The following is a 16,081-nucleotide window of genomic DNA, read 5'->3' as shown; positions in this document are numbered from 1 at the left end:
GCGGGGAGTTGTGTTGTGTTAAGCCATAACAAGTATATGTGCAATTGTGTATATTCGGGTGTTGGGGACAATTACATTGGACAGTGACGACAATGAATAAATTATTCGGTGTTTTACTTCTTTGGACATTTAACTCCTGTGTAATGGACTACTATGACGGGAGATTAAAAATTGTAAACCAATCGGACAAAGTAATCTGCTTTGACCATGCAGTTGACACAATTCTAGACGTGCCCTCAATAAACAAAAAGGAATACTTCATTCAAGAGAGGATAGAGCCAGGGGACACAAGTGAAGTAGTACTTAAAGGAAGTTCGACAAAATGGATTATGAAAGTCTCCAGCAGTAAAGACAGCACATTAAGTATATTTATATTTAACTATGACCAAGTTCTAATTAATGACTGGGACTCTTTGAGAATAAATAAGAGATACAAACGACTTGATTACAAACTAAACGACTTAAATAAAAACAACTGTATAGTGATTGTGGAATAATGTAACTACCCACAACACCGGGTTTGTTTAATGGCAGACGACACAGTTCCTGTAGTGTAAACAAGTTTACTTATATTCGTGTAGGTGGACAAATAGCCCGGATTCATCCGCCACTTAATAAATCCAAAACGTTAGCAATAATTTTCTAATGACAAAGTTAATAAAGGCAATATCGGTTGTATTCATTTGGGTTTCGTGTAACAATGCTAGTCTTAATGGTACTGCTGAGAATCAAGCAAGTACTGCTTCAATTTTTGCTGACACTTTATCAAAATCAGTTCCATCAAATGTTGACATTGATACAATCAGTGAAATGGAATTCAAAGACTTTTTCAAATTTCCCGAGGCACAGTACTATAACTTGGATAAAGACAGGGAGCTCATGAGTCTTTTAAGTGAAGAGACAAGAGAGTTTTGGAGAAAGAAAAGAATAAGCATTAATAGCGAAGTTAAAAGACTTGATATTTGGGGATATCCACTTTCTCACAAGGTATTAAATGAAAATATCATTAGAGTAACAACAGTTTCTGAAGGAGAAGCAGGAAATATAATCATTGCCTTTACTTTCAATAGAAATTATGAGAGGATTGGTACTGAAATTCTTACAAGCGTAGGTGGTGATCAAGGGGATGTTTGGAGAACGAATGGTGAATTCATTAACGACTCAACATTTTTGATACATACTCTTACATTTTCGTCAGATGACTCGGTTTCAACAAGTCAATCGTATATTCGTTGCATCAGATTTAGATTTAATGGACAAATCGAATTGATTGAAAACTGTCACTAATGCTCCTTGACTTACCTCTAAATAAAATTCTCACCACTTGTTTCAGTAGAACAAAATCTTAAATAGAAATCATGAACAAAAAAACCACTTTCCTCTTTCTGTCAGGGCTTTTCCTGGTTGTATTTCTTGTACTTCAATTTACGGATATCTATGGCGACTCAGGATGGTTTAAATTTTTTGTGCTGATTCTTTGCGCTACTTTTTTGGTTAGTGGGATTTCGATGAAGCAAAAGGAGTAGTAGATCAAATTCATCGTTCATAAATGCCGAAGGAACTTTGGCGGACTTTCTCTTGAATTTAAACGGCTCTACAATAAAAAATTAATTACGCCAACTGGCAATCCTGCTAATCAAGAAAATCTATAAAATCGTGTTCGGACAGATTACCCCCAAATCAAATTCTCACCGCTTGTAATACTTGGGCATTACCTGTAAGTTCGGTCATTAACTTTACTGAATTAACTACAGGATATGAAGTATAAAATAGTTACAGGCCTGCTTCTTCTGGCTTGTGCACAAATTGGGTTTAGTCAGCAATACAGTAACCATGCGCAGGTAAGCCAGCGCCTTAAAGCGCTTGAGTCTGCCAATGCCTCACTCGTTAAACTGCGGTCACTCGCAAAAACAACGGGCGGAAAGGACATTTGGGTTCTTGAAATCGGTTCGGGAAACCGGGATAACAATCCGGCCATCGCTGTGGTGGGTGGGGTGGAGGGCTCCTTGATCCTAAGCCAGGAGCTTGCCCTTGGGTTTGCTGAACGCTTACTGGCCAGTGCCTCAACCGATAGTGTGAAAGCACTGTTGGCGTCAACAGCATTTTATGTGTTCCCGAATGTAAGCCCCGATGCCACCGAACAATACTTTGCCAGGCTACGGTACGAACGCAGCGGCAATGCTTCGACAACTGACGATGACCGGGATGGAAAAGTAAATGAAGATCCGTATGAAGATTTGAATACTGATGGCGTGATCACGATGGTGAGGGTGGAAGATGCAACCGGCCGCTGGAGAACACATCCTGCTGATCCGCGCATTATGGTATTGGCAAATGCAGAGAAGGGTGAACAGGGTAAATACATCCTCATCACCGAAGGCACCGATAACGACAAAGATGGTTCGTTCAACGAAGATGGAGAGGGTGGCGTGCACTTTAATAAAAGCCTCACGTTCGATCCGCCATACTTTGAGCCCGGTGCAGGCGAGCATCCGGTTTCAGAAACAGAGACCCGTGCTGTGTTGGATTACTTGTATGACCGGTTTAATGTATTTGCAGTACTCACATTCGGCCCGACAAATAATTTGTCCGAACCGTGGAAATACGATCGCTCAAAGGCAGGCCGTATAGCTACGGGAATACTGGAACAAGATGTAAAGTACAATAAGCTTGCCAGCGAACTCTACAAGCAGCATGTAAAGCAAAAAGATGCACCACCCGCATCCGTTCAAAAAGGCGACTTTGTACAGTGGGCTTACTTTCATTATGGCCGGCAAAGTTTCAGTACACCGGGCTGGTGGGCTCCGAAATTTGAGATCCCAAAAGACTCAGCTTCTGCTGCAACGTATAAACCCAATGCCGATAAGAACACGGATGTTGATTTTATCCGCTGGGCTGAGCGCGAAGGGCTTGATGTTTTTGTGAACTGGCAAAAAATCAATCACCCGGATTTTCAGGGTAAAACGGCTGAGGTGGGAGGATTTAAACCATTTGTAAAAACCACACCTCCATACAGTGCCGTTTCAAAACTTACCGATGAACATACGCGCTTTGTGATTGCGCTTGCGCAAAAGAAACCGCAGGTTGATCTGGTTAATCTGAAAACTGAAGCACTTGAAAATGGCGTGACCCGCGTAACCGTTACCATACAAAACAAAGGAGGCTTTCCGGCCATTCCGCAAATTGCCCGCAACAACAACTTCATCAAGCTGGTGAAAGTAAACCTTGCCCTGTCGAAAGATCAAACCATTTTAGGAGGCAACAAGGTAACGCTGCTCAATGAACTGGATGCCGGTGAGAGCAAAGAGCTTACCTGGCTGATAAAAGGAAAAGGAAAAGTGACCGTTGAAGCCGGAGCACCACAAATGGGTTTAAAAAAAGTTGATGTAAATCTTTGATCATGAAGTTTATGAAAATAGGAATATCAATCGTATCGCTTGTTTTTGTTTCGGTTGCAGCCCTTGCGCAGGATGCCAACGGAGTATTTCGCGCAGCCGGTAGTCCGGAGAACCCAAAGGTGCAGATTTCATGGAACCGCTATTACAACCATGCAGGCATTACCGACATCTGTAAAAAACTGGCGGCAGCACATCCGGATCTAATAAAGCTAAGTTCGATCGGGAAAAGTTATCAGGGCAGGGAGATGTGGTTGCTCACGGTTACAGATTTTAAAATAGGTAAGCCGGAAGAGAAGCCTGGTTTCTACATCGATGGCAACATTCACTCCAATGAAATTCAGGGAACGGAAATGGCCTTGTACACCGCATGGTACCTGGCCGAAACGTTTAAGGATATTTCTTTTATAAAAGAGTTATTGGCCGATAAGGTTTTCTACATCGTGCCTACCATTAATCCGGATGCGCGCGATCATTACATGAAAGAACCTAATTCACAGAACAGTCCGCGTTCGGGTGTTATTCCCGTTGATAATGATCGCGATGGCCTGATGAATGAAGACGGGTTTAACGACCTGAATGGCGATGGACACATCACCATGATGATTCGCAAGAGTCCGACAGGGAGGCTGAAGAAAGATCCGAACGATCCGCGCAGGTTAATTCCTGCCAAAGTGGATGAACAAGGTGAATACGAAATGCTGGGCTTTGAGGGAATTGATGTGGATGGTGATGGACGCGTGAATGAAGACGGAACCGGCTACTACGACCCTAACCGCGACTGGGCATGGAAGTGGCAACCGAACCACATACAGAATGGAGCATATAAATATCCGTTCTCCATTCCTGAAAACCGGAATGTGCGCGACTTTGTGATGGCGCACCCGAACATTGCAGGTGCACAAAGTTTTCATAACTCAGGCGGCATGTTGCTTCGCGGGCCCGGTGCCGAAGAGGATGCTGGTTCATACAATGCTGATGATGTTCGTATTTACGATGCCATCGGAAAGAAAGGGGAGTTATTGATACCCGGCTATCGTTACCTGATTGTGCATAAAGATTTGTACACGGCTTGGGGTGGTGAACTCGATTGGTTTAACAGCGGCAGAGGAATTTTTACATTTTCAAATGAACTATTCACCTCGTACATGTACTTCAATCGTCAGGGCTCCGGTCAGGAAGATGCTTATGCATTTGATCAGTCACTCTTGTTTGGAGATGCAATTGTTACTTGGCAGGAGTATGACCATCCACAATTTGGGAAAATTGAAATTGGCGGTGTGAAGAAGAATTTCACCCGTGCAGATCCGGGCTTTTTATTGGAGAGTGATGCCCATCGGAATATGGCGTTCTGCATTTACCACGCGTACCACATGCCCAAACTGGTAGTGGAAGAAATGACGGAGAAAAATCTGGGTGGAGGGTTAACGGAGATTACCGTTGTGGTTACGAATAAACGCATGATACCTACACACTCAAGCCTTGACCTGCGCTACAAGATTGAACGGCCTGATTACATCAGCATTCAGGGGCCGAAGGTTATTGCCGGCATGGTAGTTGAAAACCGCGACCTGAATATTGCGCGTGAACAAAAGAATAATCCGTCAACACTGGAGGTAAGTAATATTCCCGGCATGGGTTCAGTTACCGTTCGGTGGATTGTGAGCGGAGGTAAAAATTATACCATTAAGGTCGATAGCAAAAAGGGTGGGGTAGTATCGAAGCAGAAGTGAGATTATTCATCTTCATCCAGCAGTAAATTGTATGCGGCTTGCAGTTCTTTCAGAGTAGCCGCATCATTTAATTTTTTTGCTAATACAATTCCTTTTTGGTAAAGCTCAAGGGCATCATCCGTTTTTCCAGACTCTTCCATCATCAATCCAGCCTGGTAATAGGTAGGTAAATAATCCGGGTGGTTGGTTAAAAGTTGCCTAAACAACTTCACGGCTTCGGCCGAATTACTTTTTTTATACTCAAGCGCCAGGGCATAAAGCGAAAAGGCATCGTTCGGCTCTTCTTCCAGAAACTTCAAAAGTTGCTCAATTCGCGTCAAATTCATTTTATTTTGGGTTTTTGGCCTTCCAAATTTCGGATTTTATGCTTTATCTTGAAGCCCGTTTGAAAAGTGTAGTCCAATTAATTTTTTGTTTGCTGAAAAGATGAAAATTCTCGTTTGTATTTCCCACGTTCCCGATACCACATCGAAAATCAATTTTACAGATAACAACACCAAGTTCGATACGAACGGTGTTCAGTTTATCATTGGTCCGTATGATGATTATGCGCTCGCGCGTGCTGTTGAGTTAAAAGAAACTTCCGGAGCCACCATTACCGTTTTGAATGTAGGACAGGCTGATACTGAGCCTACTATCCGCAAAGCGTTGGCCATTGGTGCCGATGATGCCATCCGGGTTAACGCGGAACCAACGGATTCTTTTTTTGTGGCTTCGCAAATTGCGGCACAAGCAAAGGATGGTGGCTATGATTTGATACTGATGGGCAGGGAATCAATCGATTATAACAGCGGTGCTGTACACGGCATTGTAGGGGAGATGTTGGGCATGCCTTCCATCTCACCGGTGATGAAACTGGATATTGAAGGGAATACAGCCAAGTTGGCCAGAGAAATTGAAGGGGGAAAGGAATACCTGGAAGTTAATCTTCCGTTTGTAGCGGGTTGTCAGGAACCGATTGCTGAATGGAAAATACCAAATATGCGCGGCATCATGTCGGCCCGCACAAAACCATTGAAAGTGGTAGAACCGGTTTCTACCGACAGCGGAGTTAAACTTCAACAGTTTGAATTGCCTCCTGCAAAAGGTGCAGTAAAAATGATTGCGGCCGATAATGTGCAGGAACTTGTTACGCTGCTGAAAAATGAAGCCAAGGTTTTATAGGAGTAACCGATTACAAAATTGAATTTTAGATACTGACATTATGAATATTTTAGTTTTTGTTGAGAGTGCAGAAGGGAAAGTTAAGAAGACATCGTTGGAGGCAGTGGCATTTGCGCACGCCATGGGTGGAAACGTAACAGCCATTGCCATCGGACAAACCGAACAAGCCGAGTTGGAGAACCTGGGCAAGTACGGTGCAAAAAAAGTGTTGCATGCTGCCGATGAAAAATTGATTCAGGGCGTAATACAAGCCTATGCTGCTGTACTGGCAAAAGCATTTCAGGATGAACAGGCTGATGTGTTGGTTCTCGCTGATTCATCATTGGGTACACCGGTTGGTGCGCGTGTGGCTGCTAAACTGGATGCGAGCCTGGCTTCCAATGTGGTGCAATTGCCTGATACATCATCTGGATTTGTGGTTAAGCGCAGCATTTACACCGGTAAGGCGTTTGCCAATGTATCCTTAACAAAACCGAAAAAAGTAATTGGTATTAAGAAGAATGCCGCTGAACTGAAAGAAGTAGGTTCACCGGCTTCTGTTACAGCTTTTCAGGCTTCGCTTTCCGATGCCGATTTTTCTACTAAGATTACATCATCTGAAAAAGCAACCGGTGAGGTATTACTTCCGGAAGCAAATATCGTAGTGTCAGGTGGTCGTGGTATGAAAGGCCCTGAGCATTGGGGAAGTATCGAAGCGTTGGCTAAAACATTGGGGGCCGCTACCGGTTGTAGCAAGCCCGTTTCAGATATGGGATGGAGACCGCACCATGAGCACGTAGGACAAACCGGTGTAAAAGTTGCACCTCAATTATATATAGCCGTTGGCATCTCTGGTGCCATTCAGCATTTGGCTGGGGTAAATTCATCCAAGTGTATCGTGGTTATCAATAAAGATCCCGAGGCGCCATTTTTTAAAGCAGCAGATTATGGCATCGTTGGTGATGCTTTCGATATTTTGCCTAAATTGAATGACGCAATCAAAGCTGCGAAGTAATTGTGAAGAAGATTAAGCTAGAAATTCTCGGCCTCTCCTCCAGCCAGTCGCAAACCGGCTCCTTTGCACTTGTGCTTGGCGAAACCGAAGGAAACAGGCGACTGCCGATTATCATTGGAATGTTTGAGGCCCAGGCCATTGCCATTGAAATTGAAAAGATAATTCCGAACCGGCCCATGACGCACGACTTGTTTAAGTCGTTTGCTAATAACTTTCATTTTACGGTAGAAGAAATTGTAATTTCTGATCTCAAAGAAGGTGTATTCTTTGCCAAGATTGTTTGCTCCGATGGGCTGAAGCGTTCAGAAATAGACGCGCGACCTTCCGATGCGATCGCTATCGGACTTCGTTTTGATTCGCCAATTTATACGTACGAAAATATTCTGGCAGAAGCGGGTATCGTGCTTACCGATGAACAGGAAGAAGACGAGCCAAAGGTGGAACAAAAGAGCCGCACCAGAAAAGAACCGGTTTCGCGTAAGGGAGAGGATTTGAAAAATTATTCCGTAGATAAGCTGAACGAAATTCTTAAAGAGGCCATCGATAAAGAAGATTACGAGCGGGCTGCGAAAATCCGCGATGAGTTGAGCAAACGGAATTAGCCTTAAACCGACAACAGAATGGATTACCTGCGCGGATTGATAGGCATTGGTGTGATCATAGCCATTGCTTTTGCCTTTTCTCTGTATCGTAAAAAAGTCGACTGGAAACTTGTTACTTCCGGCATTATACTTCAAATCGTTATCGCGCTGCTGATTTCAAAAGTTACTGTGGTGCAACAAGGTTTCAGCGCCTTGGGCGATGGTTTTGTTACATTCCTGAGTTTTGCTTCACGTGGTGCTCAATTTTTGTTTGGTGATCTGGCATTCAACAGCGATAACCAGGAGGGCACCCGCCACGGACTTGGATTTTTGTTTGCCTTTCAGGCGCTTCCCATGGTGATTTTTTTCTCTTCGGTAACAGCCGGATTGTATTACCTGGGTGTATTGCAGAAAATTGTTTACGGCTTTGCCTGGATCATGACCAAAACCATGCGCTTGTCAGGTGCAGAAAGTTTGTCGGCAGCAGGCAATGTTTTTTTGGGCCAAACCGAAGCACCCTTGCTGGTTCGTCCATTCATTTCCAAAATGACGCAATCGGAGTTGCACTGTTTGATGACGGGGGGGATGGCTACGATTGCAGGCAGTGTAATGGGCGCTTACATCACCTTTTTAGGTGGAGGTAATCCGGAGGAGTATGGAAAATTCGCGACTTATCTGTTGTCTGCTTCCATCATGAATGCGCCCGCGGCTATTGTGATGGCCAAAATTTTTTTACCGGAAAACGAACCCGAAAAAATCGATCGGCAGTTGAACGTAAGCAAAGACTCCATTGGCGTAAACGTGATTGATGCGTTTGCAACAGGTGCATCAGATGGAATTAAGCTGGCGCTGAATATCGGTGGCATGCTGCTCGCGTTTATCGCCATCATTTATGCCTTGAACTGGATATTGGTAGATGGAATCGGTGCATGGACGGGATTAAACGGATGGGTTCAGTCGACTACCAACGGAGCCTTCAACGGGTTTTCTCTTCAGTATATTTTTGGCCAGATTTTCCGGGTGTTTGCCTTTATCATGGGAGTGGAATGGTCGGAAACCATTTATGTCGGCAGCTTGCTTGGTCAAAAATTAGTAATCAATGAATTTGTGGCTTACCTCGGCCTTGCCGAAATGAAATCCATGAATGTATTAAGTGAGAAATCGATCATCATTTCTACGTACGCGCTTTGTGGCTTCGCCAACTTCAGTTCTATCGCCATTCAAATTGGGGGTATTGGAAGCATGGCACCCAATCGGCAATCCGACTTATCACGACTTGGTTTGCGTGCACTAATGGCAGCATCGCTGGCCACCATGATGACCGCTACCATTGCAGGAGCTTTGTTCAGTTAAGTATGCCATTATCCCGGCAGGAACAATTGTTATTAGAACATTTCGCTCAATATATTTCTGAGCACAAGAAAGAATTTGCTGAAAAGGTATTAACCGAACGCACCAAACAAGTTACGGTAGTATTGGAAGACATCTATCAATCGCAAAATGCCAGTGCAGCCTTGCGCACGTGCGAGTGTATGGGCCTTCAGGATATTCACATTATTGAGAATACAACGAAGTATGAAGTAAATAAGTACGTGTTGAAGGGATCGTACAAGTGGTTAAGCCTGCATCGATACAAACAAAAAAACAAAAACAACACGGAAGCTTGCTTTAGACAATTGAAGGATAATGGCTATACACTGTATGCCACCGATCCGGGTGCTGAAAGTATATCGGTTTACGACATTGATCCCTGTGCCAGTAAGGCGGCTTTTATTTTTGGCAATGAACTGGAGGGTCTTTCGGAATATGCATTAACGTATGCGGATCATCGGATAAAAATTCCTATGTACGGGTTTACGGAAAGTCTGAATATTTCTGCCAGTGTGGCCATTTGTTTGAGTGCTGCAATTTCAAAGCTCAAGTCAGCACAAGAAAACTATGGGCTAAGCGTTGAAGAAAAGGATCAACTCAGGCTGGCCTGGTATAAAAAAATGGTGAAGCGTTCTGAAATAATTGAAAAGGAGTTTCTCCGGACAAATCCTTAACTTGCTGCCAGTTGGTTTTAATTTCCTCTCGATGAAGCGGGCAAAGCGCGTATTGTATATTCTGGTAAGTACTTTTCTTTTCTTTTTTATTGGCTCAAATATTTGGGTAGTCAAGAGTACAGAAGATCGTGTGTTCTATGATGCTGAGCAATTAGGTGACCACCGGGTTGCGCTTGTTTTGGGTACCAGTCATAAGCTTGTTGGGGGCGCGTCAAATCCTTTTTTTGAACACCGGATGGATCGCGCGTCCGAACTGTACCAGCTTGGTAAAATTGATCACTTTATTGTTAGCGGAGACAACCGCACACGTTACTATAACGAGCCGCTTGAAATGCAGAAAGCCTTGGTTGCACGCGGTGTTCCTACCCGTTCCATTACGTTGGATTATGCCGGTTTACGAACGCTTGATTCGGTGGTGCGCAGCAAGGAAATTTTTGGTCAGGAAAAAATCATGATCATTACCCAGACCTTTCACAGTTACCGGGCGTTATTCATCAGCAATTATTACGGCATTGATGCGGTGGCTATGGTAGCCGCTGAGCCGGAGTTTGAATCCTCGCTTAAAGTACGTGTTCGCGAATACTTTGCGCGCACCAAGGCAGTTTTGGATCTATACGTTTTTAAGACAAATCCGCAGTTTCTGGGTGAAAAAGAAGAGATTATTATTTCGTGATCTGAAACCTATTCCGGTTTCAAACAGTTTAATTGATTATTTTTGAAGTTAACCACTGCGTGTGTACTCCAATATTGTGCGTCTGACTACCCGTTTAAAGGTCTTAGTTTGGCTTATACTTTTTCCGGCTGTAATTCTTGCCCAGGAAACCGTTATCCGGGGTAAGATTACGGATGCTTTTTCCGGGGATCCGATTCCTTTTGTCAACGTGGTATTTAAAGGTACCAGCATTGGCACCACTACCGATTTTGATGGGAACTATGTATTGCGCACAACTTCCCCGACTGATTCGTTACAAGCCAGTTATATCGGCTATAAACCCCGAACAAAAGCGGTACAAAGGGGGATTACGCAAACAATCAATTTTCAGCTTGAGGAGGAAGTGACGCGCCTGCGCGATATTGTTATTATGGCTGGCGAGAACCCGGCTTTTGCGGTGCTCCGCAATGTGGTAAAAAATAAAGAGTTCAACGACAAGCGTAAACTCAGTGCGTATGAATTTGATTCCTATTCAAAAATTGAAATTGATGTCGATAATATCACCGACAAATTCAAAGAGAAGAAACTGATCTCACGCATTACGCAGGTAATGGATAGTATTCAACAGATTGCGGGTGAAGATGGAAAACCGGTATTGCCTGTATTCATTTCTGAAAGTGTTTCTAAATTTTATTACCGCAACAACCCGGAGTTGAAGTTTGAGAACATTAAGGAAACGAAAATCAGCGGCATCGGTTTCGAGGATGGTTCGTTGATGGCCCAGTTGGTGGGCGCATCTTTTCAGGAATATAATTTTTACAAAAACTGGCTGAATATTCTCGATAAGGATTTTGTATCTCCAATAGCTGATGGCTGGAGGTTGTACTATGAATATGACCTGATGGACAGCCTGGACGTGGATGGCGATTACTGTTACCGATTGGATTTCTTTCCAAAAAGTCCGCAAGCGCTAGCCTTTACTGGCACCATGTGGATAACCAAAAATGAATATGCTATTAAGCGGATTGAAGTAACCGTAGGCAAAGAAGCGAACCTGAACTTTATTGAAAAAATCAAGATACAACAAGAGCTGTCCAAAACAGAAGGAGGCGCGTGGATACCGGTTAAAAACAGGGTGTTGGTGGATGCGGGGGAAATTCGTGATCAATGGGCTGGAATGCTTGCTAAGTTCTACACCTCCAACAGAAATATTGTGGTGAATGAGCCAAAGGATCCGAAATTTTATGAGAAGCAAATTATACTGGATGAAGGATACATCCTCAACATGAATGATGAAGATCATTGGAATAAACTTCGTCACGATCCACTTACCGAAACGGAAAAGAATGTCTATCGAATGATCGATACGCTTCAGCACATTCCGGTGGTAAGAACATACATCGATATTGTAAAAATCCTCATCAATGGATATAAGAAAGTAGGTAAGGTTGATGTTGGGCCATACCTGAGTCTTGTTGCCTTGAACGACATTGAAGGCGTGCGCATTCAATCCGGATTTAAAACAAATTATTCCTTTAGTAAAAAGATAAGCTTTGGTGCGCAGTTAGGATATGGCTTTGATGATGAACGAATAAAGTACTCAGCTTTTGTTCAGCACATTATTGATCGCAAGCGATGGACCACCATGAGCATTCGGGTGCGAAGTGATTTGGGCAGGGTAGGTATTGATGATGAAAACCTGGCGGATGATTACCTGTTTCTTGCCGCTACCCGCTTTGGGGTTTTCAGGCGTGGGTATTACTTTGATGAGAGCCGTTTTAATTTTCAGCGCGAGTTGATCAAAGGTTTTTCGCAGCGCATTGCCGTAAGGTATAACACCTTTAAGCCGGTTTTTGATTTTGGGTACTATTCGAATCCCGGAGACATTACATCCCTGCAGCAGAATTTTCAAACAGCAGAAGTAATTCTCGAATCCCGCTTTGCGCGTGATGAATTGTTTTTGCAATACGATAATGAACGGGTAAGTCTGGGAGCCCAAAAGTGGCCGATCATTACGTTGCGCTATACGCGCGGATTAAAAGGTGTTGGCGGAAGTGATTTTGAATACGATAAATACAGGTTTTCAATTTTAAAGAAACTTCCCATGGGTCCGTTGGGAACGGGTAAAGCTACCATTACCGGAGAGTACATTAACGGAACCTTGCCATACCCGCTGTTATCCTTCCACATTGGAAATGAAACACCGTTCTATACCGATGTGATTTACAGTTTGATGAACTTTGGTGAGTTTTTCAGTGATCGTTTTGTATCGCTGCAGTACCGCCAGTATTTCGAAGGCTTTTTGCTTAACCGTGTTCCTTTGATGCGCAAGCTAAAGTGGAGGCTGACGGGTTTGGCCAATGTGATATATGGCGATTTGAATGACGAAAACCTGGCTATGAGCGAACCGCTTCCCTTTCCGGTGGGGAACAGCAATTTAACACTCGACCGGCCGTACATTGAATTGGGGTATGGTGTTGAAAATATCTTTAAGTTTTTGCGTGTAGATTTTGTCCACCGCCTGAGCTACCTCGAAAACGACCGCGCCCGAAAATTCGGGGTGTTGTTTACCGCGCAATTCAAGCTTTAAAGCGCTGGGCTGCCTATATTTGCACCTGTTTTTAAAAAATCGAAATGAGTATTAAGATTAGTTTGCCGGACGGGAGCATTCGTGAGTTTCCATCTGGCGTTAAGGGAATTGACATTGCAAAGAGTATCAGCGAAGGCCTTGCCCGAAATGCCTTGGCGATTGAAGTAGACGGAGAAATCCGGGATCTCTCGCGCAGCATCGAAAAAGATGCAGCTGTAAAAATCCTGACTTGGAATGATGGGGGAGGAAAATATGCTTTCTGGCATTCTTCTGCCCACCTGATGGCCGAAGCACTTGAAGCGCTGCACCCCGGTGTAAAGTTCGGCATTGGTCCGCCTATCGAAAATGGATTTTACTATGATGTGGATTTGGGTGATAAGCCTTTTGGTGAAGAAGATTTGGCGGCACTTGAAAGCAAAATGAAGGAGCTGGCCAAAAAGGAAAGTTCATTCGCCAGACGTGAGGTAACCAAAAATGAAGCGCTTGAATTTTTTACAAAGAAAAATGATCCATACAAGCTTGAACTGATCAGCGAGCTCACGGACGGAACCATTACGTTTTATGAGCAGGGTAACTTTACGGATTTATGTAAAGGTCCGCACATACCGCATACCGGTTTTATTAAAGCCATTAAGTTGTTGAACGTTGCTGGTGCTTATTGGCGTGGCAATGAGAAAAATAAGATGCTCACCCGCATCTACGGCATTACCTTTCCAAAACAGAAGGAGCTTGAAGAATACCTTCATCTTTTGGAGGAAGCCAAAAAGCGCGATCACCGCAAGCTTGGTAAAGAGCTGGAGTTGTTTACGTTTTCTGAAAAGGTGGGCATGGGCTTACCGCTTTGGTTGCCCAAAGGTACTATCCTTCGCGAACGCCTTGAGCAATTCATGCGCAGAGCACAGGTAAAGGCCGGGTACGATCCGGTGGTTACACCACACATCGGAAGTAAAAACCTGTACGTTACTTCTGGCCACTATGAGAAATATGGGAAAGATTCCTTTCAGCCTATTCATACACCAGATGAGGGAGAGGAGTTCTTACTCAAACCCATGAACTGCCCGCACCATTGCGAGATCTACAATTCAAAACCCCGGTCATACAAAGATCTTCCAATACGCCTTGCCGAATTCGGTACGGTGTACCGGTATGAACAGAGCGGTGAACTACATGGCTTGACTCGTGTTCGTGGCTTCACGCAGGATGATGCACACATTTTCTGCCGCCCCGATCAGGTGAAGGATGAGTTTATTAAGGTGATTGATCTGGTGCTCCATGTGTTTAACTCACTGGGCTTTGAAAACTATACAGCACAGGTTTCATTGCGCGACCCTGAAAACAAGCAAAAGTACATTGGCGATGATGAACTGTGGGATCGTGCAGAGCGTGAAATTCAGGAAGCAGCTGACGAACGAGGCCTTAAAACCGTAGCCGTAAAAGGGGAGGCGGCCTTCTATGGCCCCAAACTCGATTTCATGGTGAAGGATGCCTTGGGCCGCAGTTGGCAGTTGGGGACCATTCAAGTCGACTATCAATTACCCCAGCGTTTTGAGTTGGAGTATGTGGGTTCAGACAATCAGCGCCACAGGCCGGTAATGATCCACAGGGCGCCATTTGGTTCACTGGAGCGGTTCGTTGCCGTGTTGATAGAACATTGTGGAGGTAACTTCCCGCTTTGGCTATCGCCCGATCAAATAGCGGTATTGCCGATATCAGAGCGGTTCAATGCTTATGCTGAAGAAATCTATAATACCCTTAAGGCTATGGATATCAGGGGATTATTAGATGATCGTGATGAAAAGATTGGACGTAAAATCCGCGATGCAGAGGTTAAGAAAATACCTTATATGTTAATTGTTGGGGAGAAGGAAGTAGCCGAGAAGAAGGTTTCGGTGCGCATACATGGTAAAGGTGATGCGGGTTCAATGCCGTTTGAGCAGTTTGTCGAGGACTTTAAGACCCAGGCGGCTGCCCCTAGGAACTGATTTCAGAATTTTGAAATCTGAATAATATACCGATATTTGCACCCTGTTTTTTGAGGAAAATAGGCTCATTTGAGCATAAATGTTGTTGAATTTAAACACGAGAACGTATCATTAACCAGACAAACAGACCTTTTCGAAGGGGCCCATTCAGACCCGAAGAGCCCTATCGCATAAATGAAAGGATTACCGCACCTAGGGTACGGTTAGTAGGAGAAAATGTCAGAGTAGATGTTTATCCCGTAAAGGAGGCATTGAAAATAGCCCAGGAACAAGGGCTTGATTTGGTGGAAATCTCCCCAAATGCTGATCCTCCGGTTTGTAAGGTTACCGACTACTCGAAGTTTAAATACGAGCAGAAGAAAAAACAGAAGGAGATTAAGGCCAAAGCCATTAAGGTGGTGGTGAAGGAGATTCGTTTTGGCCCAAACACCGATGAGCATGATTTCAACTTTAAGCTGAAGCACGCCATCAACTTTTTGCAGGAAGGAGCAAAAGTAAAAGCAACCGTATTTTTTCCAGGGCGTACCATTGTTTATAAGGAGCGCGGTGAAATTTTGTTGCTGAAGTTTGCTCAGGGGTTGGAAGACCATGGAAAGGTAGAACAAATGCCCAAACTGGAAGGAAAGCGGATGTCGCTACTGGTACAGCCGAAGGGTAAGGGAAAATAAAGTTTGATTTAATAATTCGATACGATGCCTAAAGTAAAAACCAAGTCAGGCGCAAAGAAACGTTTCAAGGTTACCGGTACCGGTAAAGTGAAGCGTAAGCGTGCGTTTAAAAACCACATCCTGACAAAGAAGGAAACCAAGCAAAAGAGAAGATTAAGTAACAAAGCTGTAGTACGTGCTGAAGACATGAAGAACGTAAAGTTCATGCTTCCTTACGCGGTATAAGCGCTTGTATCATAATCGGTTTAGTCCCGAAAAATTCGGGATACATGTTTAA

16 protein-coding genes are annotated in these 16,081 nt (G+C 44.0%); 15 read left to right on the top strand and 1 reads right to left on the bottom strand.

The genetic code is table 11. From position 1 onward, the window contains the following. Nucleotides 1-143: 143 nt before the first annotated feature. From QY309_09670 to QY309_09650, 5 genes are all read left to right on the top strand, one after another. The gene (locus QY309_09670) at nt 144-497 is read left to right on the top strand and encodes a hypothetical protein (GenBank protein ID WKZ58136.1); all 354 of its coding nucleotides are present in this window, start codon (nt 144-146) and stop codon (nt 495-497) included. 148 nt (nt 498-645) lie between these two features. Continuing rightward, nucleotides 646-1,287, top strand: coding sequence for a hypothetical protein (locus QY309_09665; protein ID WKZ58135.1), 642 nt, complete (start codon nt 646-648; stop codon nt 1,285-1,287). A gap of 71 nt (nt 1,288-1,358) precedes the next feature. Then, nucleotides 1,359-1,526: a hypothetical protein gene (locus tag QY309_09660; protein ID WKZ58134.1), complete on the top strand. Its 168-nt coding sequence runs from the start codon at nt 1,359-1,361 to the stop codon at nt 1,524-1,526. Nucleotides 1,527-1,757: 231 nt separating this feature from the next. After that, nucleotides 1,758-3,398, top strand: coding sequence for a M14 family metallopeptidase (locus QY309_09655; GenBank protein WKZ58133.1), 1,641 nt, complete (start codon nt 1,758-1,760; stop codon nt 3,396-3,398). A gap of 2 nt (nt 3,399-3,400) precedes the next feature. Then, nucleotides 3,401-5,128, top strand: coding sequence for a M14 family metallopeptidase (locus QY309_09650; protein ID WKZ58132.1), 1,728 nt, complete (start codon nt 3,401-3,403; stop codon nt 5,126-5,128). Between the two features lie 2 nt (nt 5,129-5,130). Here QY309_09650 and QY309_09645 read toward each other — a convergent pair whose 3' ends face one another. After that, complete coding sequence (locus QY309_09645) at nt 5,131-5,454, bottom strand: tetratricopeptide repeat protein (GenBank protein ID WKZ58131.1); 324 nt, start codon at nt 5,452-5,454, stop codon at nt 5,131-5,133. 100 nt (nt 5,455-5,554) lie between these two features. Between QY309_09645 and QY309_09640 the strand changes: the two genes are divergently transcribed. The 10 genes from QY309_09640 to rpmI all read left to right on the top strand — a co-directional run bounded on the left by QY309_09640 (nt 5,555) and on the right by rpmI (nt 16,029). Then, nucleotides 5,555-6,292, top strand: coding sequence for an electron transfer flavoprotein subunit beta/FixA family protein (locus tag QY309_09640; GenBank protein ID WKZ58130.1), 738 nt, complete (start codon nt 5,555-5,557; stop codon nt 6,290-6,292). A gap of 40 nt (nt 6,293-6,332) precedes the next feature. Beyond that, entirely contained in the window at nt 6,333-7,286 is a 954-nt protein-coding gene (locus QY309_09635; protein ID WKZ58129.1) for an electron transfer flavoprotein subunit alpha/FixB family protein, read from the top strand. A 2-nt stretch (nt 7,287-7,288) separates the two neighbouring features. Next, nucleotides 7,289-7,888 carry a bifunctional nuclease family protein gene (locus QY309_09630; GenBank protein WKZ58128.1) on the top strand — a complete coding sequence of 200 codons (600 nt, stop codon included), beginning with the start codon at nt 7,289-7,291 and terminating at the stop codon, nt 7,886-7,888. Between the two features lie 18 nt (nt 7,889-7,906). Beyond that, a complete protein-coding gene (locus tag QY309_09625; GenBank protein ID WKZ58127.1) occupies nt 7,907-9,220 on the top strand; it encodes a nucleoside transporter C-terminal domain-containing protein in 1,314 nt (437 codons plus the stop codon). 2 nt (nt 9,221-9,222) lie between these two features. Next, nucleotides 9,223-9,912 carry an RNA methyltransferase gene (locus tag QY309_09620; protein WKZ58126.1) on the top strand — a complete coding sequence of 230 codons (690 nt, stop codon included), beginning with the start codon at nt 9,223-9,225 and terminating at the stop codon, nt 9,910-9,912. 31 nt (nt 9,913-9,943) lie between these two features. Continuing rightward, the gene (locus tag QY309_09615) at nt 9,944-10,585 is read left to right on the top strand and encodes an ElyC/SanA/YdcF family protein (protein WKZ58125.1); all 642 of its coding nucleotides are present in this window, start codon (nt 9,944-9,946) and stop codon (nt 10,583-10,585) included. A 61-nt stretch (nt 10,586-10,646) separates the two neighbouring features. Continuing rightward, a complete protein-coding gene (locus tag QY309_09610; GenBank protein ID WKZ58124.1) occupies nt 10,647-13,154 on the top strand; it encodes a DUF5686 family protein in 2,508 nt (835 codons plus the stop codon). Between the two features lie 44 nt (nt 13,155-13,198). Then, nucleotides 13,199-15,136 carry a threonine--tRNA ligase gene (gene thrS, locus QY309_09605; GenBank protein ID WKZ58123.1) on the top strand — a complete coding sequence of 646 codons (1,938 nt, stop codon included), beginning with the start codon at nt 13,199-13,201 and terminating at the stop codon, nt 15,134-15,136. A gap of 110 nt (nt 15,137-15,246) precedes the next feature. Then, entirely contained in the window at nt 15,247-15,804 is a 558-nt protein-coding gene (infC, locus tag QY309_09600) for a translation initiation factor IF-3 (GenBank protein ID WKZ61693.1), read from the top strand. Between the two features lie 24 nt (nt 15,805-15,828). After that, complete coding sequence (gene rpmI, locus QY309_09595; GenBank protein ID WKZ58122.1) at nt 15,829-16,029, top strand: 50S ribosomal protein L35; 201 nt, start codon at nt 15,829-15,831, stop codon at nt 16,027-16,029. Nucleotides 16,030-16,081 lie beyond the last annotated feature (52 nt).

The organism is Cyclobacteriaceae bacterium (assembly GCA_030584025.1).
In the GTDB taxonomy this organism is placed as follows: domain Bacteria; phylum Bacteroidota; class Bacteroidia; order Cytophagales; family Cyclobacteriaceae; genus UBA2336.
This window is presented reverse-complemented; position numbering and strand designations above follow the sequence as displayed.